Source organism: Streptomyces mangrovisoli (assembly GCF_000974985.2).
GTDB lineage: Bacteria > Actinomycetota > Actinomycetes > Streptomycetales > Streptomycetaceae > Streptomyces > Streptomyces mangrovisoli.
The window spans coordinates 100547-116846 of the sequence record NZ_LAVA02000019.1 but is presented as its reverse complement, the minus strand read 5'-3'; the positions used below and the strand labels follow the sequence as shown (position 1 = coordinate 116846).

Here is a 16300-nt window from a genome sequence, read left to right as displayed (position 1 = left end):
ACGGACAGGGCGCGCCTCGCGCCGGGGGCCGCGCCCGCGGGTCACGATCGGTGACATGCCTGTCTGGTACGCCGGGACCGGGGAAGGCGACGATGGAGAGAACCGCCGATCAGGACCACGGCCGGGGCGCGGCCCGCTAAGGAGCACAGGTGACGCAACACACGAGGACCGGCCCGTCCGGGCCGCGTCCGGGCGGGCCGGCGTATGACCGTTGAGCCCGCCTCTCCCGACCGGGCTGCGCCGGTCACCGTCGCGCGGCCGGCCCGCGTCGTCCGCGCGTCCCGGGGCTGGTCGGCGGCCCTGCGCCGCACCCCGGTGTCGATGTGGCGCGACGACATCTCCGACTACGCCGCCGCCCTCACCTACTACTCCATCCTCGCCGTGCTGCCCGCGCTGCTCGTCACGGTCATCGCGTTCAGCCTGATCAGCCGTGACACGGCCGAGGACTTCATCGCCCATGTCACCGCCTACGCGCCGGGCCAGTCGGGCGGTCAGCTGCACGAGCTGCTGTCCCGGACCCTCAAGGACGGCTCGGCGGCCTGGACGCTGCTGTGCGCCGGGGCGGTGAGCGCCCTGTGGTCCGCCTCCAGCTACCTCGCCGTGTTCCGGCGTGCCCTGCACCGGATGCACCACGAGCCCGACCGGCGCTCCCCGTGGCGCAGGGCCCACCGCATCGTGCTCACCGCCCTCGCCCTGCTCGGGCTGCTGCTGACCTGCTCGCTGGTGCTGCTGCTGTCCGGCCCCGTCGCCGAGGGCCTCGGGCGGCTGCTCGGAGTGGGGCTCGTGGTCGCCCGCGCGTGGAACGTGCTGCGCTGGCCGCTCCTCCTGGGCCTGGTGGCGCTGCTGGTCACCATCGTCTTCCACACCGGTCCGGTGCCCGCCCGCCGACTGCGCTACAGCCTGCCCGGCGGCGCCCTCGCGGCGGCGCTGTGGCTGGGCGCCTCCGGCTGCTTCGCCCTGTACGCGTCGGCGCTGAGCACCTACAGCAGGCTCTACGGCTCCCTCGCGGGCGTGGTGGTGTTCCTCATCTGGCTGTGGCTGTCCAACCTCGCGCTGCTGGCCGGCGCCCAGTTCACGGCCGAGCTGCGCAGGCGGGCGGACTGGGGGTGACGGGCGGGGCGGGTGGACCGGGGGTGAAGGGCACGGGGGCGGACTGGCGGTGACGGGCACGGGGCGGACTGGTGGTGACGGGCACGGAGGCGGGTGACCTCCATGTCCGGCGCGATCCGGTGGGTGCGTTCTTCGGATGCGTGGTCCTGCCGGTCGTCGCAGACTGGTTGCGTGAGCAATTCGCGCAGCAAGCCGAGCGAACCCGCACGTGGCGCCGGACACGCGCCCTCCCAGTCGCTGGCACTCGCGGCCATGATGTTCGCGGTGGCGATGACCTTCATCGATCAGACGATCGTGTCGATCGCGGCGCCCGACATCGTCTCCGAGCTCGACCTGACGTCGTCGGGTATGCAGTGGGTCGTCAACGCCTATCTGCTCTCCCTCGCCGCGTTCTTCGCGCTCGGCGGACGCCTGGCCGACCTGCTGGGGCCGCGCCGTGTGGTCGTCGTCGGCACGCTCGTCTTCGTGATCTCCTCGGCGCTGTGCGGCGCCGTGCCCACGGGGGACTACGCGTTGACATGGCTCGTCGTCTTCCGGGCGACCCAGGGCTTCGGCGCCGCGCTGCTCTTCCCGGCCGCGCTCGCCGTGGTCGTGGCGGTGTTCCCGATCGAGCGCCGCGGGCGTGCCCTGGCGCTGTTCTTCGGTCTCACCGGCGCGCTCACCGCGCTCGGCCCGCTGCTGGGCGGCTGGTTGACCGCGTGGACGTGGCGGGCGATCTTCTGGATCAACGTGCCCGTGGCGGTCGTGGCGCTGATCCTGACCGCCCTCGCGCACATCTCCGACCGCCGCAGGGACGAGAAACTCGACGGGGTGGGCGCGGCGTTGGTCGCGGTGGGCATGGGCCTGAGCGTGCTCGGGTTCCAACAGGCGTCCGCCTGGGGCTGGGACAGCGCGGCGACGTGGGCCTGCATCGTGGGCGGCCTGGCGGTGCTCTACGTCTTCGTCCGCTACGAGCGGCGGGTCCGGCATCCCCTCATCAAGCTCCAGGTCTTCCGCGACCGCGCGTTCACGGCCGACTCGCTGGTGCTGTTCTTCGCGATGCTGGCGTTCGTCCCGGTCTTCTTCTTCGCCTCGGTCTACGCCCAGATCTCGCTCAGCGCCTCGCCCAACCAGGCGGCGCTGTACCTGCTCTACTTCTTCGCGGGGTTCGCCCTCGCCTCCCAGTGGGGCGGCCGCATCCTCGACAAGCAGGGGGCCCGGCCGGCCATGAAGCTCGGCTGTGTCGTCGGCGCCGTCGGATTCGCCCTGTGGGCGGGCAATCTGACCGACCTGTCGATGTCCGACCAGTGGCCCTACGTCGCCCTCGCCGGCGCGGGCATCGGCTTCCTCCTCGCCCCCGCCTCGACCGACGCCGTCAACCGCTCGATCGACGCCTCCTACGGCGAGGTCACCGGCATCACCCAGACGGTCCGCAACTACGCCGCGAGCGTGGGCCTCGCCGTCTTCAGCACGGTCCTCACGCACACCATGACCGACCGCGTCCAGGACACCCTGGAGTCGCGCGGCGTGCCGTCCGCCACGGCGCGCTCGGCGGGCCGGCAGATCTCCGAGGCGGTCACCGGCAACGCCGACGGCCGTACGCCCACCGGCAACGGCCCCGTCGCCACCGCCATGCGCGACGCGATGTCCGCGATCCGCATGGACTTCGCGGAGGCCAACAAGTGGGTGTTCTACGGCATGGCCATCGCCCTCGGCATCGGGTACTTCTGCGCCCTGCGCCACCCCGGCGGCCGCGCCGAGGAGCCCGCCGAGGAGAAGAGCGAGCAAGAGTCGCCCGTGCACCACTGAGGGGCCGCCCGTCGTTGTAAAGGATGTCTTGACGCCTTCCGGCTGTAAAGGCATTCTTTACATGTGACCGACGAGCCCACGAGTCCTCCCCGCCCGACGAGCCTCGCCGAGCTGAGCGCCCTGCTGTCCGAGCAGTCCGCCTCGCTGTCCGAGTCCCTGGGCAGCCCGCTCACCCCGCCCTCCTATCTGGATCTGGTACGGCGCTCCCAGGGCGTCGCCGAGGGGGCGCAGCAGCTGCTCAGGCTCTGCGTGCAGCAGTGCCGGGACGCCGGTCACACCTGGCAGGAGATCGGGGACCTGCTCGGAGTGACGCGCCAGGCCGCGTTCCAGCGGTTCGGCAGACCCATCGACCCCCGGACGGGAGAACCCATGGACAAGACCGTGCGCATGACGGACGCGGCGGAACGCGCCCGCGAGATCGTCGCCGACGTGCTCGAAGGACGGATGGAGCAGGCGCGGAGGTCCTTCAACGCCCAGGTCCTGGAGGCGTTCACCGACGAGGTGCGCGGCGACGGCCTGGCCACGGTCACGGGTCTGGTGGGCGCGTACGAGGGCTTCGGCGACGGCGAGCCGTTCGTGCGGCGCATCGGGGACCACACGGTCGTCGACCTTCCGCTGCGCTACGAGGCCGGCGACATGAAGGCCCGCGTCACGTTCGACACCGAGGAGAAGGTCGGCGGCCTGTTCATCCTGGTCCCCGAGGCGCCGTAGGTCTCCGGCGGTCGCGGGGCGGTCAGGCGCCCGCGGCGTGGCGGCCGAGGACGGGCTCGGCCAGCAGTCGCGCCGTGGCGCAGAGGGTCTGGCCGTGCCGGGCGAAGAGGTCGTCGCGCGAGGCGAAGTGGCCCAGATCCGCCAGGACATGGGCGGAGAGATCGCAGGAGACGGCCCCGGCGGAGCAGGCCGTCGCGCCGTCCCAGTCGACCGCCGTCCGGGCCACCGCGTCGAACAGGGTCTCTGCACCGGAGTTGGTGAAGCCGCCGCCGTCGCCCGGCGTGCCCGCCCGGCCGAAGAGATCCGAGACCGACAGCCAGGGCGCGGTGGGATGCTCGGTGGGGGACAGCCCCTCGATGCGGAACTCCGGCCACGGCAGCACCACTTGGTGCGGCACCAGGAAGTGCAGCCGGGGAAAGCGCGGATACCAGAAGCGCCCGTCCAGCAGCAGCCCGCGCACCCGCGTGGGTGTTCCGGCGGCTCGCGCGACGGCCTCCAGGACCGCCAGCCGCTGGCTGCACGAGCCGCGCCCGCGCCGCAGCACTTGGGACACCGGCCGCTCGTCCTGCACCGAGTACACCGGCCGGACCCTTGCCGAGATGTGCCGGTGCGCGCGGCGCAGGAACTCCGTCCGCTCCGCGGCTCCGGCCGCCGCGGCCGACTCCCGCGGTACGGCGAGGAGTTCGAGGAGTGCGCGGACCTCCGGGTGGCGCCGGTCGAGGATCCGTGTCGCGGCGGTGCCGCCGGGTGCGTCCTCGTGGCCCGCCGCGCGCGAGCGGGTGCGGCAGCGTGGCATGAGAAGGGAACTGGTCATGACGGCGGCCCCCGGCGTGATCGGCTGAGGTCTCACAGTCTGACAGGAGTTTTGAACATGTTCAATCTCTCCGCTGACCGCTGACCGCTGACCGCTGACCGCTGACCGCTGACCGCTGACCGCTTCCCGCCTCTTGGCGTGCCGGGCCGTCGGCGCGGGCCTCAGCCGCCCTGCGGTGGCGCGGCCGCCGCGATCGCCGCACGCGAGGGCGCCAGCGCCCACCGCACGGCCGACGTCATCACGGTCCCCAGCGGCCTGACGCACCACTCGTCGACCACCGGGATCTTCGGCAGCCGCAGCTCCCGCGCCGCCCAGGACGGCAGCAGCGACACGGCGTTGGCGGCCAGCACGCCGTACGGCAGGCGGGCGGCGAGCGGGACCGGCGGGTCGAGGAGCAGGAACCGTGCGGCCTCCCGGGCCTGCGGCGACGCCCGCAGCTCCGGGCGGTACGAGGCGAGCAGCCGGGCCAGCTCCGCGCGGTCCGTGGGCGGGTCGACGACGCCGAGTTCGGCGGCCGTGCGCGCGGTGTCGGCGACGTAGGCGTCGCATCCGCTCGGGGTGAGCGGCTCGGCGCCGTAGCGCTGGTGCGCGCGCAGGAAGCTGTCGACCTCGGCCGCGTGCACCCAGCCCAGCAGATGCGGGTCGGCCGCGTGATAGGCCTCGCCCTGCGGGGTCACGCCGCGCACGCGCTCGTGCACCGCCCGGACCTGGGCGCACGCCTCGGCCGCGTGCTCGGCCGTGCCGTACGTGGTGACGGCGAGGAACGTGCTCGTGCGCTGGAGCCGCCCCCACGGGTCGCCGCGGTACCCCGAGTGGGCCGCCACCGCCGCCATCGCGAGCGGATGCAGGGACTGGAGCAGCAGCGCGGACAGGCCGCCGATGAACATCGACGCGTCTCCGTGCACCCGGCGAACGGGGCGATCGGGAGCGAACCACCGCGGACCGGGCGTGTGGTGAATGCGGGCGCGATTACGCGGTCCGTCCGGTCCCGCGACTCGGGTGAAAAGCCCGTTTCCCAATTGTTCCCGCAAACCGATTACGCCGGATCCGATCATTCTCATCGACGCGGAGCCTCCTCGTGGTCGGTGGGGCCGCGGCGGGTGGTCGGGCCGCCGCTTCCCAGTGTGGCGCAGCGGACGCACGAGAGGGCGGAACGCGAGCGGGTCCCGCAGGCGCTGTGCCCGCGGGACCCGCTCCCACCTCGTACTCCGCGGACTACCACCGGTACCAGCGACCCCGGCGGCCACCGGTGCCGGCCGGCCGGACCAGGAAGCCGAGCAGCCATACCACCAGCACGACGACGGCGATCCACCACAGTGCCTTCAAGGCGAAACCGGCGCCGAAAAGAATCAGGGCGAGCAGCAGAACCACCAGCAAAGGGGCCACGATTGTCCACCTCCGGATAATTAATGATCTAGCGCTCTTCGAGTGCCCGGGTGAATGTGGATCACGCCTGCGCAATTCGCGTGTTTTGAGTTCGCCGCCACAGGGCATTCGAGTCTCTCCCGAGCGTGCCGACGGCGACGGCCGTCCTCACCGCAGCCTGCGGCGGGGACGGCCGTCGGATCCGAACGAACGGGGCCGGTCAGGCCCCCGCGGCCGCGGCCGCCTGTTCCTCCGTCGCGGCCCGTGCCGTCGTCAGGCTGCCGCCCGAGTTCTCGAGGTGGGCCCGCACGAACCACTGGAACTGCTCGAGATCGCGGAGCTGTTCGATCAGCAGGTCCTCCGTCGCCGGGTCGATCTCTCCCGCGGTCTTGATCGCGGCGCGCACGTCGCCGATCACTCCCGTGTACACGATGTCCAGCGCGCCCAGATGCGCGATCGCGTCGGCGCGACCGATGGAGTAGTCGTCCCACGTCCGCTCCTTGACCAGGGAGCCGGGCGTCCCCTGGGCCACACCGCCGAGGGCGGCGATCCGCTCGGCGACGTCGTCGGCCATGTCGCGCACCCGGTCCACCTGCGGGTCGACCATCTGGTGGACCGCGATGAAGTGCGGCCCCACGACGTTCCAGTGGACGTGCTTCAACGTCAGATGGAGGTCGTTGAGGGCGTGCAGCCGCAGACGGAGGAGGTCGATGAGGCGGCCCGCGGCCGCGCGCTCGAGGCCCGGCACCGTGAAGTCGGGGGTGAGGTTCTTCGCCATGTCGCAAACTCCTTGTCCGTGAGGTCGGGCAGCATTCGGGTGCCCCGCCCTGTCGATCACAGACATCCGGCGCCGCGGCTGTCCGGACGGCGCCCGCGCGGCCGTCAGGGCTCTGCCCGACCGTCCCGGTCCGCCGCCGGGCGGACCTTGACCAGCTGGGTGAGCCCCGAGACGGTCAGCACCGGTCGCAGCAGCGGCGGGGCGACGAGTTCGAGCCGGTCAGCGTGCGCGAACAGCACGTTCAGCCCGGCGCTGTCGAGGTACTCCACCCGTGTCAGATCGACCACCAGCGGACCGGGCACGCCCTCGATCGCGGCGGCCAGCGACGCGCTGTTGCTCATGTCGACCTCCCCCGCGACGATCAGCACCGCGGTGCCTTCGGCGGTCCGGCCATGGTGGAGAGCCAGTTGGGTGGACATCAGGCGATCCTCGTGTGCATCTCGACGGTGGTACCCGACGGGCCGGGGGTGATGGTCACATGGTCCGACAGTGCGCGCATGATGCCGATGCCACGGCCCCGCAGCGCCCTGCTCGCCGGATCGCCGGCGGGCTTCCAGCTGCCGGTGTCGGCGACCGTGACGGTGACGGTTTCGGTGGAGACCCGCGCGCTCAGCCGGATCGTCCCGCCGGGCGCGGCGCGATGGCCGTGCTCGACGGCGTTGGCACAGGCCTCCCCGGCCGCGATCAGGACGTCCTGCGCGGTACGCCGGGGCAGGTCGCACAGGGTGAGCCAGTCCCGCAGCGCGTGCCGCGCCACCGCGAGCTGCCCGGACTCGGCGGGGAAGGCGATGTCCAGGGGCCCCGGGTGCCGGTAGAGCAGCAGCGCGACGTCGTCGTCGTAACCGCTCGACGGCACCAGCTCGGCCATGACGTGGTCGGCGAGTTCACGGGCCGGCAGGTCGCGGCCGGACTGGAGGGCGGCCGCGGCGCGCGCGATGCCGGTGTCCAGCGACTGCCGCCGCCGCTCCACCAGGCCGTCGGTGTACAGCAGCAGCGAGGAGCGGGCGGGCAGCACGCACACGTCCTCCGGCCGTTCGAGACCGGGACGGATGGCCAGGGGCAGGGCGTTGCCGCGGTCCAGGAGGCGGACACCGCCGTCCGGGAGGGCCAGCACGCCCGGCGGGTGACCGGCGCTCGAGTACGTCAGGGTGCCGGCCGCCGGGTCGAGGACCCCGCAGAACACCGTGGTGCACAGGGCGCCGGGGATGCCGCTGGCGAAGTCGTCGAGCGCCGTCAGCGTGCGCGCCGGGCCCGGGTCCTGGAGGAACAGGGCACGGCACGCGCTGCGCAGCTGCCCCATGACGGTGGCCGCCTGGAGGCCGCGCCCGACGCAGTCGCCGACCACGATGCCGATCCGGTCGTCCGGCAGCGCGACCACGTCGTACCAGTCGCCGCCGATCTCCAGCGGCGGGGTGGCGGGCTCGTAGCGCGCCGCGAACCCCTCGGGCAGCAGCGACGGGCCGAGGATGGCCCGCTGGAGCGCCAGCGCCGTCTCCCGCTGCTGGTCGATCTGGTGCGTACGGCCGAGGGCCTGCGCCAGATGCCCGGCGAGCAGCGCCAGCAGCAGTTCGTCCTCGCCACCGAACCGGCGCGCGTCGCCCAGCTCGATCCACAGCGCCATCGGCCCGTCGGGGTGTTCGAGGAGCACCCCGGCGCCGGTGGTGTCCCGGACGGGAGTGAGCGGCGGGTGCCCGAGCAGCCCGGTGATCGCCCGCCGCCGGTCGGCGCTCAGGTCCTGCCAGCCGACCGGGGCGGTGGAGGTGAGCCGCGGCGGCCGGTCGTCCCCGGTGAAGACCGCGAGCAGGACGTGCTCGGCGCGCCACTGCTCGCTCAGCCGGTCGGCCGCCGTCGTCAGGGCCTCGTCCAGGCCGGTGGACTCGGCGAGCCGGGTGCTCAGCGACGCGAGGGCGCGCTCGCGCAGGCTGGCGTAGCGCTCGGCGGTCACGTCACGGAAGGTGCCCACGATCATCCGGCGGCCGGTGTCGGGGTCGTGGGCGTCGTTGAAGGCCGCCCGCACCCACAGTGTCCGGCCGTCGAGGCTGGTGAAGGGCAGCGTGTGGTTGCCGCTGCCGAGCCGCAGCAGGCGGGCGAAGGCGTCGGTGACCTGGCCGTGCGCGTCGGGGTCGGCGGCGGCCTCGGGCCACCACGGGTGCGGTGCGGGGCAGGGCAGGTGCTGGGGGCCGTAGCCGAGCAGGGCGGTGAACGCGGTGTTGACCTCGATGACGACGCCGTCCTCGTCCATGACGAGCAGCGCCTCCTGGAGGGTGTCCACGAGGGCGGTGCGCCAGCGGACATGGTGCGAACGCAGCCGCGACATCTCGACGTTGGCCCGCACCCGGGCGACGAGTTCGGCCGCGGCGAACGGCTTCACGAGATAGTCGTCGGCGCCCGCGGCCAGCCCCTCGATGGACGCCTCCTGCCCGGCGCGCGCGGAGAGCAGCAGCACCGGGACCGCCGCGGTCCGGGTGTCCGAGCGCAACGCGCCGAGCAGGGCGAGCCCGTCCAGACCGGGCATCATCACGTCGCTGACGATCAGGTCGGGCACGCGCGCGCGGGCGGCCCGCAGCGCCGTGTGCCCGTCACTGACCGCCTCGGCCTCGTAGCCGGCCGCGGTGAGGATGCGGACCAGGTACTCGCGCATGTCCGCGTTGTCGTCGGCGACCAGGACCCGCGCCGCGAGCGGCGGCGCCCCCACCACGGCCGCGGCCGGCACGCCCGGCTCGGCCCGGTCCCGCACGCCGGTGCCTTCGTCGTCCGGCAGCCAGCGCATGGCCTCCTGGACGTAGGGCACGGCGGTGGCCGACCCGGTGCGCGCGGTGGCCGACTGCTGGACGGCGTCGGTCGGCAGATGGGCGGAGCCGAAGGGCAGCCGGACGCTGAACCGCGTGCCGGCGGCCGGGGCGCTGTCCGCGGTGATCTCCCCGCCGTGCAGGGTGACCAGCTCCCGCACGAGCGCGAGGCCGATGCCGCTGCCCTCGTGGGAGCGGGCGCGGACGCCGCCGATGCGGTGGAAGCGCTCGAAGAGACGCGGCATCTCCTCCTCGGGGATGCCCACGCCGGTGTCGGAGACGGTGATGAGCGCCCCGTCCTCCTCCTCCCGGACACGGACGCCGATGGACCCCTCGAAGGTGAACTTGAGCGCGTTGCTCAGCAGATTGAGGACCACCTTCTCCCACATCTCCCGGTCCACGTGGACCGGGCGGGTCAGCGGTGGGCAGTCCACCTCGAAGGCGAGCCCGGCCCGGGTGACCGCGGACCGGAACACGCTGGTCAGCTCGGCGGTGACGGCGGCCAGATCCACCGGCTCGTAGCAGGCCTGCATCCGGCCGGCCTCGATGCTGGAGAAGTCCAGCAGGGTGTTCACCAGCTTCCCCAGCCGCAGCGCGTTGCGCTGGATCGACTCCAGCTCCTGGTGCACCGGCTCAGCGGCGTCCGGGAGCTGCCGCCGAAGCTCCTCGACGGGTCCGGAGATCAGGGTGAGCGGGGTGCGGAACTCGTGGCTGATGTTGGAGAAGAAGGCCGTCTTCGCCCGGTCGAGCTCGGCCAGTTCCTCCGCCCGCCGCTGCTGGTCGCGGTAGGCGCGCGCGGAGGCGATACCGGCGGCGAGATGGCCCGCCACCAGCTCCACGAAGCCCCGGTAGCCCGCGTCCAGGGCCCGGTATCTGTTCAGACCGGCGACGAAGAAGCCGTACGGCGACCCGCCCGGCCGGGGCAGCGGCACCACGAGCGCCTGTTCCGGCGGCTGATCCCAGGCCCCGCACGGGAGCCCGGCGAGCGGACCGGAGCCCAGGGGCACGGTCACGGCGGTGCCGTCGGCGAGGGTCGTCACCGGCCACACCCCGTCCGGATCCTTCGCCGGTAGCCGCGGCGGGGCCGCCGGATGGTCCGGAGGCAGGCCGGTGGTGCGGGCCAGGCGGGCGCCCTCGTCGTCGTAGAGGTAGGTCAGGGTGAAGGGCAGGTCCTCGGTGTTGTTCTCCAGCTGCCGGCAGTGAAAATCGAGGGACTCGGTCACGCCGCGCACCACGCCCGCGTCCGAGCCCAGGTCGCGCAGGGTGGCCATGCGGCGCTCCCCGATGACGCGTTCCGTCTCCTCGCTGACCACGCACAGCACACCGGCGACCGTGCCCGCCTCGTCCCACAGCGGGCTGTACGAGAACGTGTGGTAGGTCTCCTCCGGATATCCCGACCGCTCCAGGAACAGCTGGAGCCCCTCCGCCCAGATCGCCTCGCCGGTCGACCGCACCCCCTCGACGAGCGGCTCGACGTCCGCCCAGACCTCCGCCCACACCTCGGGGAACGGCCGGCCCAGCGCCCACGGATACTTGCGGCCCAGCGTGTTGCGCCGGTAGGCCGCGTTGCAGAAGAACGTCAGCTCGGGACCCCACGCCAGCCACATCGAGAAACGCGACGACAGCAGGATGCGTACGGCGGTCAGCAGGCTCTGCGGCCACTGGGCGGGAGGACCCAGCGGAGTGGCCGCCCAGTCCACCGCCGCCAGATCCGCACCCGTCTCGGGATCGGCGGCGAACGCCTCGACACCGGCCGAGTCGCCCGGGCCACCCTCACCATCGTCCGCGTACGCCACCGCTTACCCGCTTCTTGTCTCGGAACGATCCGCACGCCAGACGTGATCCGGTGCGGAGCAGGCCATGGCCGCCGACTGTGCCTGATCCACCTTCCCCGGACGACGTGCTTGTCACGCCCGTGCCCCCAGCAATCTAGGCGATGAGCCTCGGCGGCGAGCGGGGATGTGGACGCAAGGCCGGCCCGGGGGCAGGTAATCTGACGATCATGGTGGATTGGGGGATCCGGCCCGCCACGGGCGCGGACGTCGAAGCGGTGGCCGAGTTGCGGGCGGTGGTGCTGCGCCCGGACCTGGAGCGGCTCGGGCGGTACGACGAACGGCGGGTGCGGCAGCGGCTGCGGGACGCCTTCGACCCCGACCACACCTGGGTCGTCGAGGTGGGTGGCGTGCTCGCCGGCTGCGTGGCCCTGCGGCCCGCGGAGGACGCGCACTATCTGGAGCACTTCTATCTCGCCCCGCACGCCCAGGGCGGCGGCATCGGCACGGCCGTACTGCGCGGGCTGCTGGAGCGGTGCGACCACGACGGTGTCCCCGTCCGGTTGAACGTGCTCCAGGGCAGCGCCGCCCGGCGGCTGTACGAGCGGCACGGATTCGTCCTCGAGTACGAGGATCCGGTGGACGCGTTCATGGTGCGCGAGCCGGTGGCGGTCGGACGGGGCCGAGGACCTCGCTGAGGGGTCGGATGCCGTGGCGCCGGGCTGGCCTCGTGTGGCGCCGAGTGGTGCCATGTGGTGCCACGTGGCGTCGGTGTGCGGGCTTGGCTGCCCATCCGCAGGTGCCGTACGCCCGTCATGCCCGTTGGTCGGTCCACGTTTTCGCAGGTCAAGGGCGCTGCGGTCGCCGTGGTGTCGATGTGGCATCAGATGGGGCTTGCGTATGGCACCACAGTGGTGCCATGATGGCGCTATGGACCTCACACCGTATGTCGACAGCCTTCGCCGGGAACTCGCGGTGGCTGCCGAGGCCGGCGGGGAAGACGCCCGCGAGCTGGCCGAGCGGCTGACCGCTCCGCTGGAGTCGGCGACCCGCCTGACCCTGCTCAACGTGCTCTCCGCCGCGATGGACGAGATCACCCGTGAGCTCGCCCCGGGCTCGGTCGACGTACGGCTGCGCGGGCTGGACCCGGACTTCGTGGTGACGCCCCCGCCCGCCGGCGGCGCCCCCGCGGAGCCGGTCGCGCCCGCCGAACCCCTCAGGGCCGCGGTCGCCGAGACCGACGAGGGCGGCACCGCCCGCGTCAACCTGCGCCTGCCGGCCCACCTCAAGGCCCGCGCCGAAGAGGCCGCGAACCGCGAGGGACTGTCGGTCAACGCGTGGCTGGTGCGCGCCGTGGCCGCCGCGGTCGACGACGGCGCCCGCTCGCACGCGACACGGGTCACGCAGACCACCCGGACGGTCGGACAGAGCTTCACGGGTTGGGTGCGCTGACCGCACCCGGCGCCCCCGACCCACCCGCCGACGGCACCACCCGCACCACCCCACCCCATCACACACACCACTCCCACCAGGGAAGACGTGGTGCACACCCAGGAGGACGGGACAGCCATGCCTACGTACGCCACTTCCGAGCCGATCGCCGTCACCGCCCACGTGGGCGCCGGTTCCCTCCGCTTCACCGCGGCCGACCGCGCCGACACGGTCGTCGACGTGCAGCCCCGCGACCCGAAGCGGGACAAGGACGTGCGGGCCGCCGAACAGACCGCGGTGGAGTTCACCGGCGGCGTGCTGACCGTCAGGACGCACGAGCGCCGGCTGATCGGGCCCGGCGGCGTCGTCGACGTGACCGTGGAGCTGCCCAGCGGCTCGCGCGTCGACGCGACGGGCTCCTGGACCCAGGTGCTGGGTGAGGGCCGGCTCGGCGAGGTCCGGGTGAAGACCTCCTCCGGCGACGTCCGGCTCGGCACGACCGGCCCGCTCCAGCTGACCGCCTCGCACGGCTCGATCACCGTCGACCGCGTCGAGGGTCTGGCCGAGATCACCACCAGCTCCGGCAGCGTGCGCGTCGGCCTCCTCGACGGCCCCGCCGTCCTGAAGAACTCGCACGGCAGCACCACCGTCGGCGCGGCCACCGGCGAGCTGCGGGTGAGCGGCGCCAACGGCGACATCGACATCGCGCGCGCCGAGGACTCGCTCACCGCCACGACCGCCCACGGCACCCTGCGGGTGGGTGAGGTCGCCCGCGGGACCGTCCAGTTGGAGACCTCCTACGGCGCCATCGAGATCGGTGTCCGCGAGGGGACCGCCGCGTGGCTCGACGCCAGCTCGGACATCGGCCAGGTGCGCAACGCCCTCACCGCCTCCGGGACCCCGCAGGCGACCGAGGAGACCGTGAAGGTCCGGGCCCGCACCAAGTTCGGCAACATCGACGTCCGTCGCGCCCGGGTCTGACCGGCGGCCCGGCGTCGGGCACCCCTCCCGCCGCCGACACACCCCTCCGGAGCCCTGACCACGACCTGCTCATCCGGCCGACGCGGCCCCGGTGAGCAGGCCGATCAGGCCGTGGGGGGTGTCGTCGCCGTACAGGAGCCCGTGGATGTGGGCCGCCTCCGCCCCGGCCTGGGCGCCGCGCGGGAACAGGCGCTCCTCGTACGCGGCGAGCGCGGCCTCGACGTCACCGGGGTGCGCGGCGAGGGCCTCGCCCAGCTCGGCCCCGTCGAGCATGGCCAGGTTCGCGCCCTCTCCGGAGGGGGCGGAGAGATGCGCCGCGTCCCCGAGCAGGGTCGCGCCCGGCACCCGCTCCCACCGGTGCCCGAGGGGCAGGGTGTGCAGCGGGCGCAGGACCGGCGCCGTGTCGCCTTCGGTGATCAGCGCGGTGAGTTCCGGTGCCCAGCCCGTGAACTCCCGGGCGATCCGGGCGGCCGCCGCCGCGGGGTCCGCGAAGTCGACGGCGGCGAACCACTCCAGCGGCTCGGTGAGCGCCACGTAGGTGTGCAGGGTGCCACCGCTCTCCCGGTGCGCCTGGATCCCCTTGCCCGGGGCGAGCGCGGCGAGCGAGCCGGCGCCGACCGTCTTCGCGGCGGCGGGGTGCCGGGTGTCGGCGTCGTGGAGCCAGATCTCCACGTACGACCTGCCGACGTACACCGGTGTGGCGTCGGAGAGCAGCGGGCGCACCCGTGACCAGGCGCCGTCGGCGCCGACGAGCACGCCTGTGACGGCGGTGGAGCCGTCGGCGAAGGTCACCTCGTGACGGCCGTCGCCGAGGGTGCGGGCCGCCGCGGCCTTGTGTCCCCAGCGCACGGTGCCGTCCGGGAGCGAGTCGATCAGCAGCCGCCGCAGTGCGCCGCGCTGCACCTCCGGACGCCGGCCGGACCCGTCGTCGGGTTCGTCGAGCAGGACGGTGCCGTCCGGGGCGAGGATCCGGTTCGCCTGGCGGCCCTCCAGGATCAGCCCGCGGAACGCGTCGTACAGGCCCGCAGCCCGCAGGGCCCGCTGCCCGTCGTGCTCGTGGATGTCGAGCATGCCGCCCTGACCGCGCGCGGCGGGCGAGGCCTCCGCCTCGTAGACGGTGGACGGGATGCCGTTGACGTGCAGGACACGGGCGAGGGTGAGGCCGCCGAGTCCGGCTCCGACGATCGTCACGTGGGTCGTGGTCATGATGGGTTCCCCTTCGGTCGCCTCCGGCTGGAACGCCGTTCCAGCGTCCTCTACCGTGGAACACCGTTCCAGACTCTGTCAAGCTGGAACGCGGTTCCAGAACCTCTACACTGGCGGTATGACGACCAGGACGCGCCGCACGGAACGGCGGCAGGAACCGCTCTCCCGGGAGCGCATCGTCGGTGCCGCCGTCGACCTGCTCGACACGGTGGGGGAGAGCGGGCTCACCTTCCGCGCGCTGGCCGAACGCCTGGAGACCGGCCCCGGTGCGATCTACTGGCACGTCACCGGCAAGGCGGAACTCCTCGCCGCGGCCACCGAGGCCGTCGTCGTCCCCGCGGTCGCCGCCGACGACACCGACAGGACCCCGCAGGAGGCGATCCGCACCCTCGCGCTCGGTGTGTTCGACGCGTTCGACGCCCACCCCTGGGTCGGTGCGCAGTTCTCCCGCGCCACGTGGCGGCCGACCCTGCTGCGGGTCTTCGAGCGCATCGGGCGCCAGGTCCAGGCGCTCGGTGTGCCCGAGCCGGCGCAGTTCACCGCCGCGTCGGCGTTGATGAACTACATCGTGGGGGTGGCGGGCCAGAACGCCGCCACCACGCGGGCAGTCGCCCCGGGCACGAACCGCGCCGACTTCCTCGACGCCACGGCCCACGCGTGGTCCGCGCTCGATCCGGGAGAGTTCGCCTTCGCCCGCGGCGTGGCGGGGCGGCTGCGCGAGCACGACGACCGGACGGAGTTCGCGGCGGGGGTCGACCTGATCGTCGCCGGGATCACCGGAGGTACCTGACGGGGGCGTGAGGGGGATCGCGCCGTCGGGGGAGAGGAGCGGGCATGGTGGCCGAATCCGTGAAGGTGCCCTCGAACGGCGTGCTGCTGGACGGTGATCTGGCCGTCCCCCTCGACGCGCGCGGCATGGTGCTGTTCGCACACGGCAGCGGCAGTTCGCGCCTGAGCCCCCGCAACCGCGCGGTCGCCGAGGGCCTGCGCGGGGCCGGTTTCGCAACCCTGCTCCTCGACCTGCTGACCGAGGCCGAGGAGCGCGAGGACGCGGTGACCGCGCGGCTCCGCTTCGACCTCGCGCTGCTGGCCGGACGTCTGGTGGACGCCGTCGACTGGCTGGGGCGCCGGCCCGGTACCGCCGTGCTGCCCGTGGGGCTGTTCGGGGCCAGCACGGGAGCGGGCGCCGCCCTCGTGGCGGCGGCCGCGCGGCCCGGACGGGTCACGGCGGTGGTCTCACGAGGGGGCAGGCCGGATCTGGCCGGTGACGCGCTGCCCCGGGTCGCGGCTCCGGTCCTGCTGGTGGTCGGCGGCGCCGACGCACCCGTCCTCGGACTCAACCGGGAGGCCGCCCGGCTGCTGCCGGCGCTCCACCGCCTCCACGTCGTACCCGGCGCCACGCATCTCTTCCCGGAACCCGGCGCCCTGGAGCAGGTCACCGAGGCCGCCGTCGACTGGTTCCACCGTCATCTGCGCCCCGCCGGGCCGGACACCACGGCGGGGGAGTCCGGACCGGCCGACCGGTGACCTACGCCGCGGCACACCCGTGCCGGAC

The 16300-nt window shown here is 73.5% G+C and carries 15 protein-coding genes; 8 read left to right on the top strand and 7 right to left on the bottom strand.

Annotation, left to right across the window (positions count from 1 at the left end):
* The first annotated feature begins 204 nt into the window (after positions 1–204).
* From WN71_RS09895 to WN71_RS09885, 3 genes are all read left to right on the top strand, one after another.
* On the top strand, positions 205–1110 hold the full coding sequence (locus tag WN71_RS09895; protein ID WP_071369816.1) for a YihY/virulence factor BrkB family protein: 906 nt from the start codon (positions 205–207) through the stop codon (positions 1108–1110).
* Positions 1111–1362: 252 nt separating this feature from the next.
* Positions 1363–2898 (top strand): MFS transporter, encoded by a 1536-nt coding sequence (locus tag WN71_RS09890; RefSeq protein WP_046591399.1) that lies wholly within the window; start codon positions 1363–1365, stop codon positions 2896–2898.
* Between the two features lie 63 nt (positions 2899–2961).
* Positions 2962–3609 (top strand): DUF3887 domain-containing protein, encoded by a 648-nt coding sequence (locus WN71_RS09885; protein WP_052743171.1) that lies wholly within the window; start codon positions 2962–2964, stop codon positions 3607–3609.
* 22 nt (positions 3610–3631) lie between these two features.
* Here the strand turns inward: WN71_RS09885 and WN71_RS09880 are convergent, their stop codons facing one another.
* The 6 genes from WN71_RS09880 to WN71_RS09855 all read right to left on the bottom strand — a co-directional run bounded on the left by WN71_RS09880 (position 3632) and on the right by WN71_RS09855 (position 10962).
* Complete coding sequence (locus WN71_RS09880; protein ID WP_046591398.1) at positions 3632–4423, bottom strand: transglutaminase domain-containing protein; 792 nt, start codon at positions 4421–4423, stop codon at positions 3632–3634.
* A gap of 161 nt (positions 4424–4584) precedes the next feature.
* On the bottom strand, positions 4585–5484 hold the full coding sequence (locus tag WN71_RS09875) for an oxygenase MpaB family protein (protein ID WP_046591397.1): 900 nt from the start codon (positions 5482–5484) through the stop codon (positions 4585–4587).
* 154 nt (positions 5485–5638) lie between these two features.
* On the bottom strand, positions 5639–5809 hold the full coding sequence (locus WN71_RS09870) for a hypothetical protein (RefSeq protein ID WP_046591396.1): 171 nt from the start codon (positions 5807–5809) through the stop codon (positions 5639–5641).
* 199 nt (positions 5810–6008) lie between these two features.
* Positions 6009–6566, bottom strand: coding sequence for a Dps family protein (locus tag WN71_RS09865; protein ID WP_046591395.1), 558 nt, complete (start codon positions 6564–6566; stop codon positions 6009–6011).
* Positions 6567–6670: 104 nt separating this feature from the next.
* On the bottom strand, positions 6671–6985 hold the full coding sequence (locus WN71_RS09860) for an STAS domain-containing protein (protein WP_046591394.1): 315 nt from the start codon (positions 6983–6985) through the stop codon (positions 6671–6673).
* A complete protein-coding gene (locus tag WN71_RS09855) occupies positions 6985–10962 on the bottom strand; it encodes a SpoIIE family protein phosphatase (RefSeq protein WP_240529619.1) in 3978 nt (1325 codons plus the stop codon). The genes WN71_RS09860 and WN71_RS09855 overlap by 1 nt, the downstream gene beginning before the upstream one ends.
* Before the next feature lie 395 nt (positions 10963–11357).
* On the opposite strand from WN71_RS09855, the gene WN71_RS09850 reads away from it, so the two are divergent.
* From WN71_RS09850 to WN71_RS09840, 3 genes are all read left to right on the top strand, one after another.
* Positions 11358–11825, top strand: a complete 468-nt coding sequence (locus tag WN71_RS09850; protein ID WP_046591392.1) for a GNAT family N-acetyltransferase — start codon at positions 11358–11360, stop codon at positions 11823–11825.
* Positions 11826–12057: 232 nt separating this feature from the next.
* Positions 12058–12579 (top strand): toxin-antitoxin system HicB family antitoxin, encoded by a 522-nt coding sequence (locus tag WN71_RS09845; RefSeq protein ID WP_046591391.1) that lies wholly within the window; start codon positions 12058–12060, stop codon positions 12577–12579.
* Between the two features lie 117 nt (positions 12580–12696).
* A complete protein-coding gene (locus tag WN71_RS09840; RefSeq protein ID WP_046591390.1) occupies positions 12697–13539 on the top strand; it encodes a DUF4097 family beta strand repeat-containing protein in 843 nt (280 codons plus the stop codon).
* A 69-nt stretch (positions 13540–13608) separates the two neighbouring features.
* Here the strand turns inward: WN71_RS09840 and WN71_RS09835 are convergent, their stop codons facing one another.
* A complete protein-coding gene (locus tag WN71_RS09835; protein WP_046591389.1) occupies positions 13609–14745 on the bottom strand; it encodes an FAD-dependent oxidoreductase in 1137 nt (378 codons plus the stop codon).
* Positions 14746–14863: 118 nt separating this feature from the next.
* On the opposite strand from WN71_RS09835, the gene WN71_RS09830 reads away from it, so the two are divergent.
* Together WN71_RS09830 and WN71_RS09825 are read left to right on the top strand one after the other, a co-directional pair.
* Positions 14864–15535, top strand: coding sequence for a TetR/AcrR family transcriptional regulator (locus WN71_RS09830; protein WP_046591388.1), 672 nt, complete (start codon positions 14864–14866; stop codon positions 15533–15535).
* 44 nt (positions 15536–15579) lie between these two features.
* Positions 15580–16272: a dienelactone hydrolase family protein gene (locus WN71_RS09825; RefSeq protein WP_046591387.1), complete on the top strand. Its 693-nt coding sequence runs from the start codon at positions 15580–15582 to the stop codon at positions 16270–16272.
* The last annotated feature ends 28 nt before the right edge of the window (positions 16273–16300 follow it).

Bases quoted from the DNA above. Each gene is read 5' to 3' on its own strand.
- WN71_RS09840 (WP_046591390.1), top strand. From the start codon at position 12,697: ATGCCTACGTACGCCACTTCCGAGCCGATCGCCGTCACCGCCCACGTG.
- WN71_RS09845 (WP_046591391.1), top strand. From the start codon at position 12,058: ATGGACCTCACACCGTATGTCGACAGCCTTCGCCGGGAACTCGCGGTG.
- WN71_RS09880 (WP_046591398.1), bottom strand. From the start codon at position 4,423: ATGACCAGTTCCCTTCTCATGCCACGCTGCCGCACCCGCTCGCGCGCG.
- WN71_RS09875 (WP_046591397.1), bottom strand. From the start codon at position 5,484: ATGAGAATGATCGGATCCGGCGTAATCGGTTTGCGGGAACAATTGGGA.
- WN71_RS09855 (WP_240529619.1), bottom strand. From the start codon at position 10,962: ATGTGGCTGGCGTGGGGTCCCGAGCTGACGTTCTTCTGCAACGCGGCC.
- WN71_RS09890 (WP_046591399.1), top strand. From the start codon at position 1,363: ATGATGTTCGCGGTGGCGATGACCTTCATCGATCAGACGATCGTGTCG.
- WN71_RS09835 (WP_046591389.1), bottom strand. From the start codon at position 14,745: ATGACCACGACCCACGTGACGATCGTCGGAGCCGGACTCGGCGGCCTC.
- WN71_RS09830 (WP_046591388.1), top strand. From the start codon at position 14,864: ATGACGACCAGGACGCGCCGCACGGAACGGCGGCAGGAACCGCTCTCC.
- WN71_RS09850 (WP_046591392.1), top strand. From the start codon at position 11,358: ATGGTGGATTGGGGGATCCGGCCCGCCACGGGCGCGGACGTCGAAGCG.
- WN71_RS09865 (WP_046591395.1), bottom strand. From the start codon at position 6,566: ATGGCGAAGAACCTCACCCCCGACTTCACGGTGCCGGGCCTCGAGCGC.
- WN71_RS09825 (WP_046591387.1), top strand. From the start codon at position 15,580: ATGGTGGCCGAATCCGTGAAGGTGCCCTCGAACGGCGTGCTGCTGGAC.
- WN71_RS09895 (WP_071369816.1), top strand. From the start codon at position 205: ATGACCGTTGAGCCCGCCTCTCCCGACCGGGCTGCGCCGGTCACCGTC.
- WN71_RS09860 (WP_046591394.1), bottom strand. From the start codon at position 6,985: ATGTCCACCCAACTGGCTCTCCACCATGGCCGGACCGCCGAAGGCACC.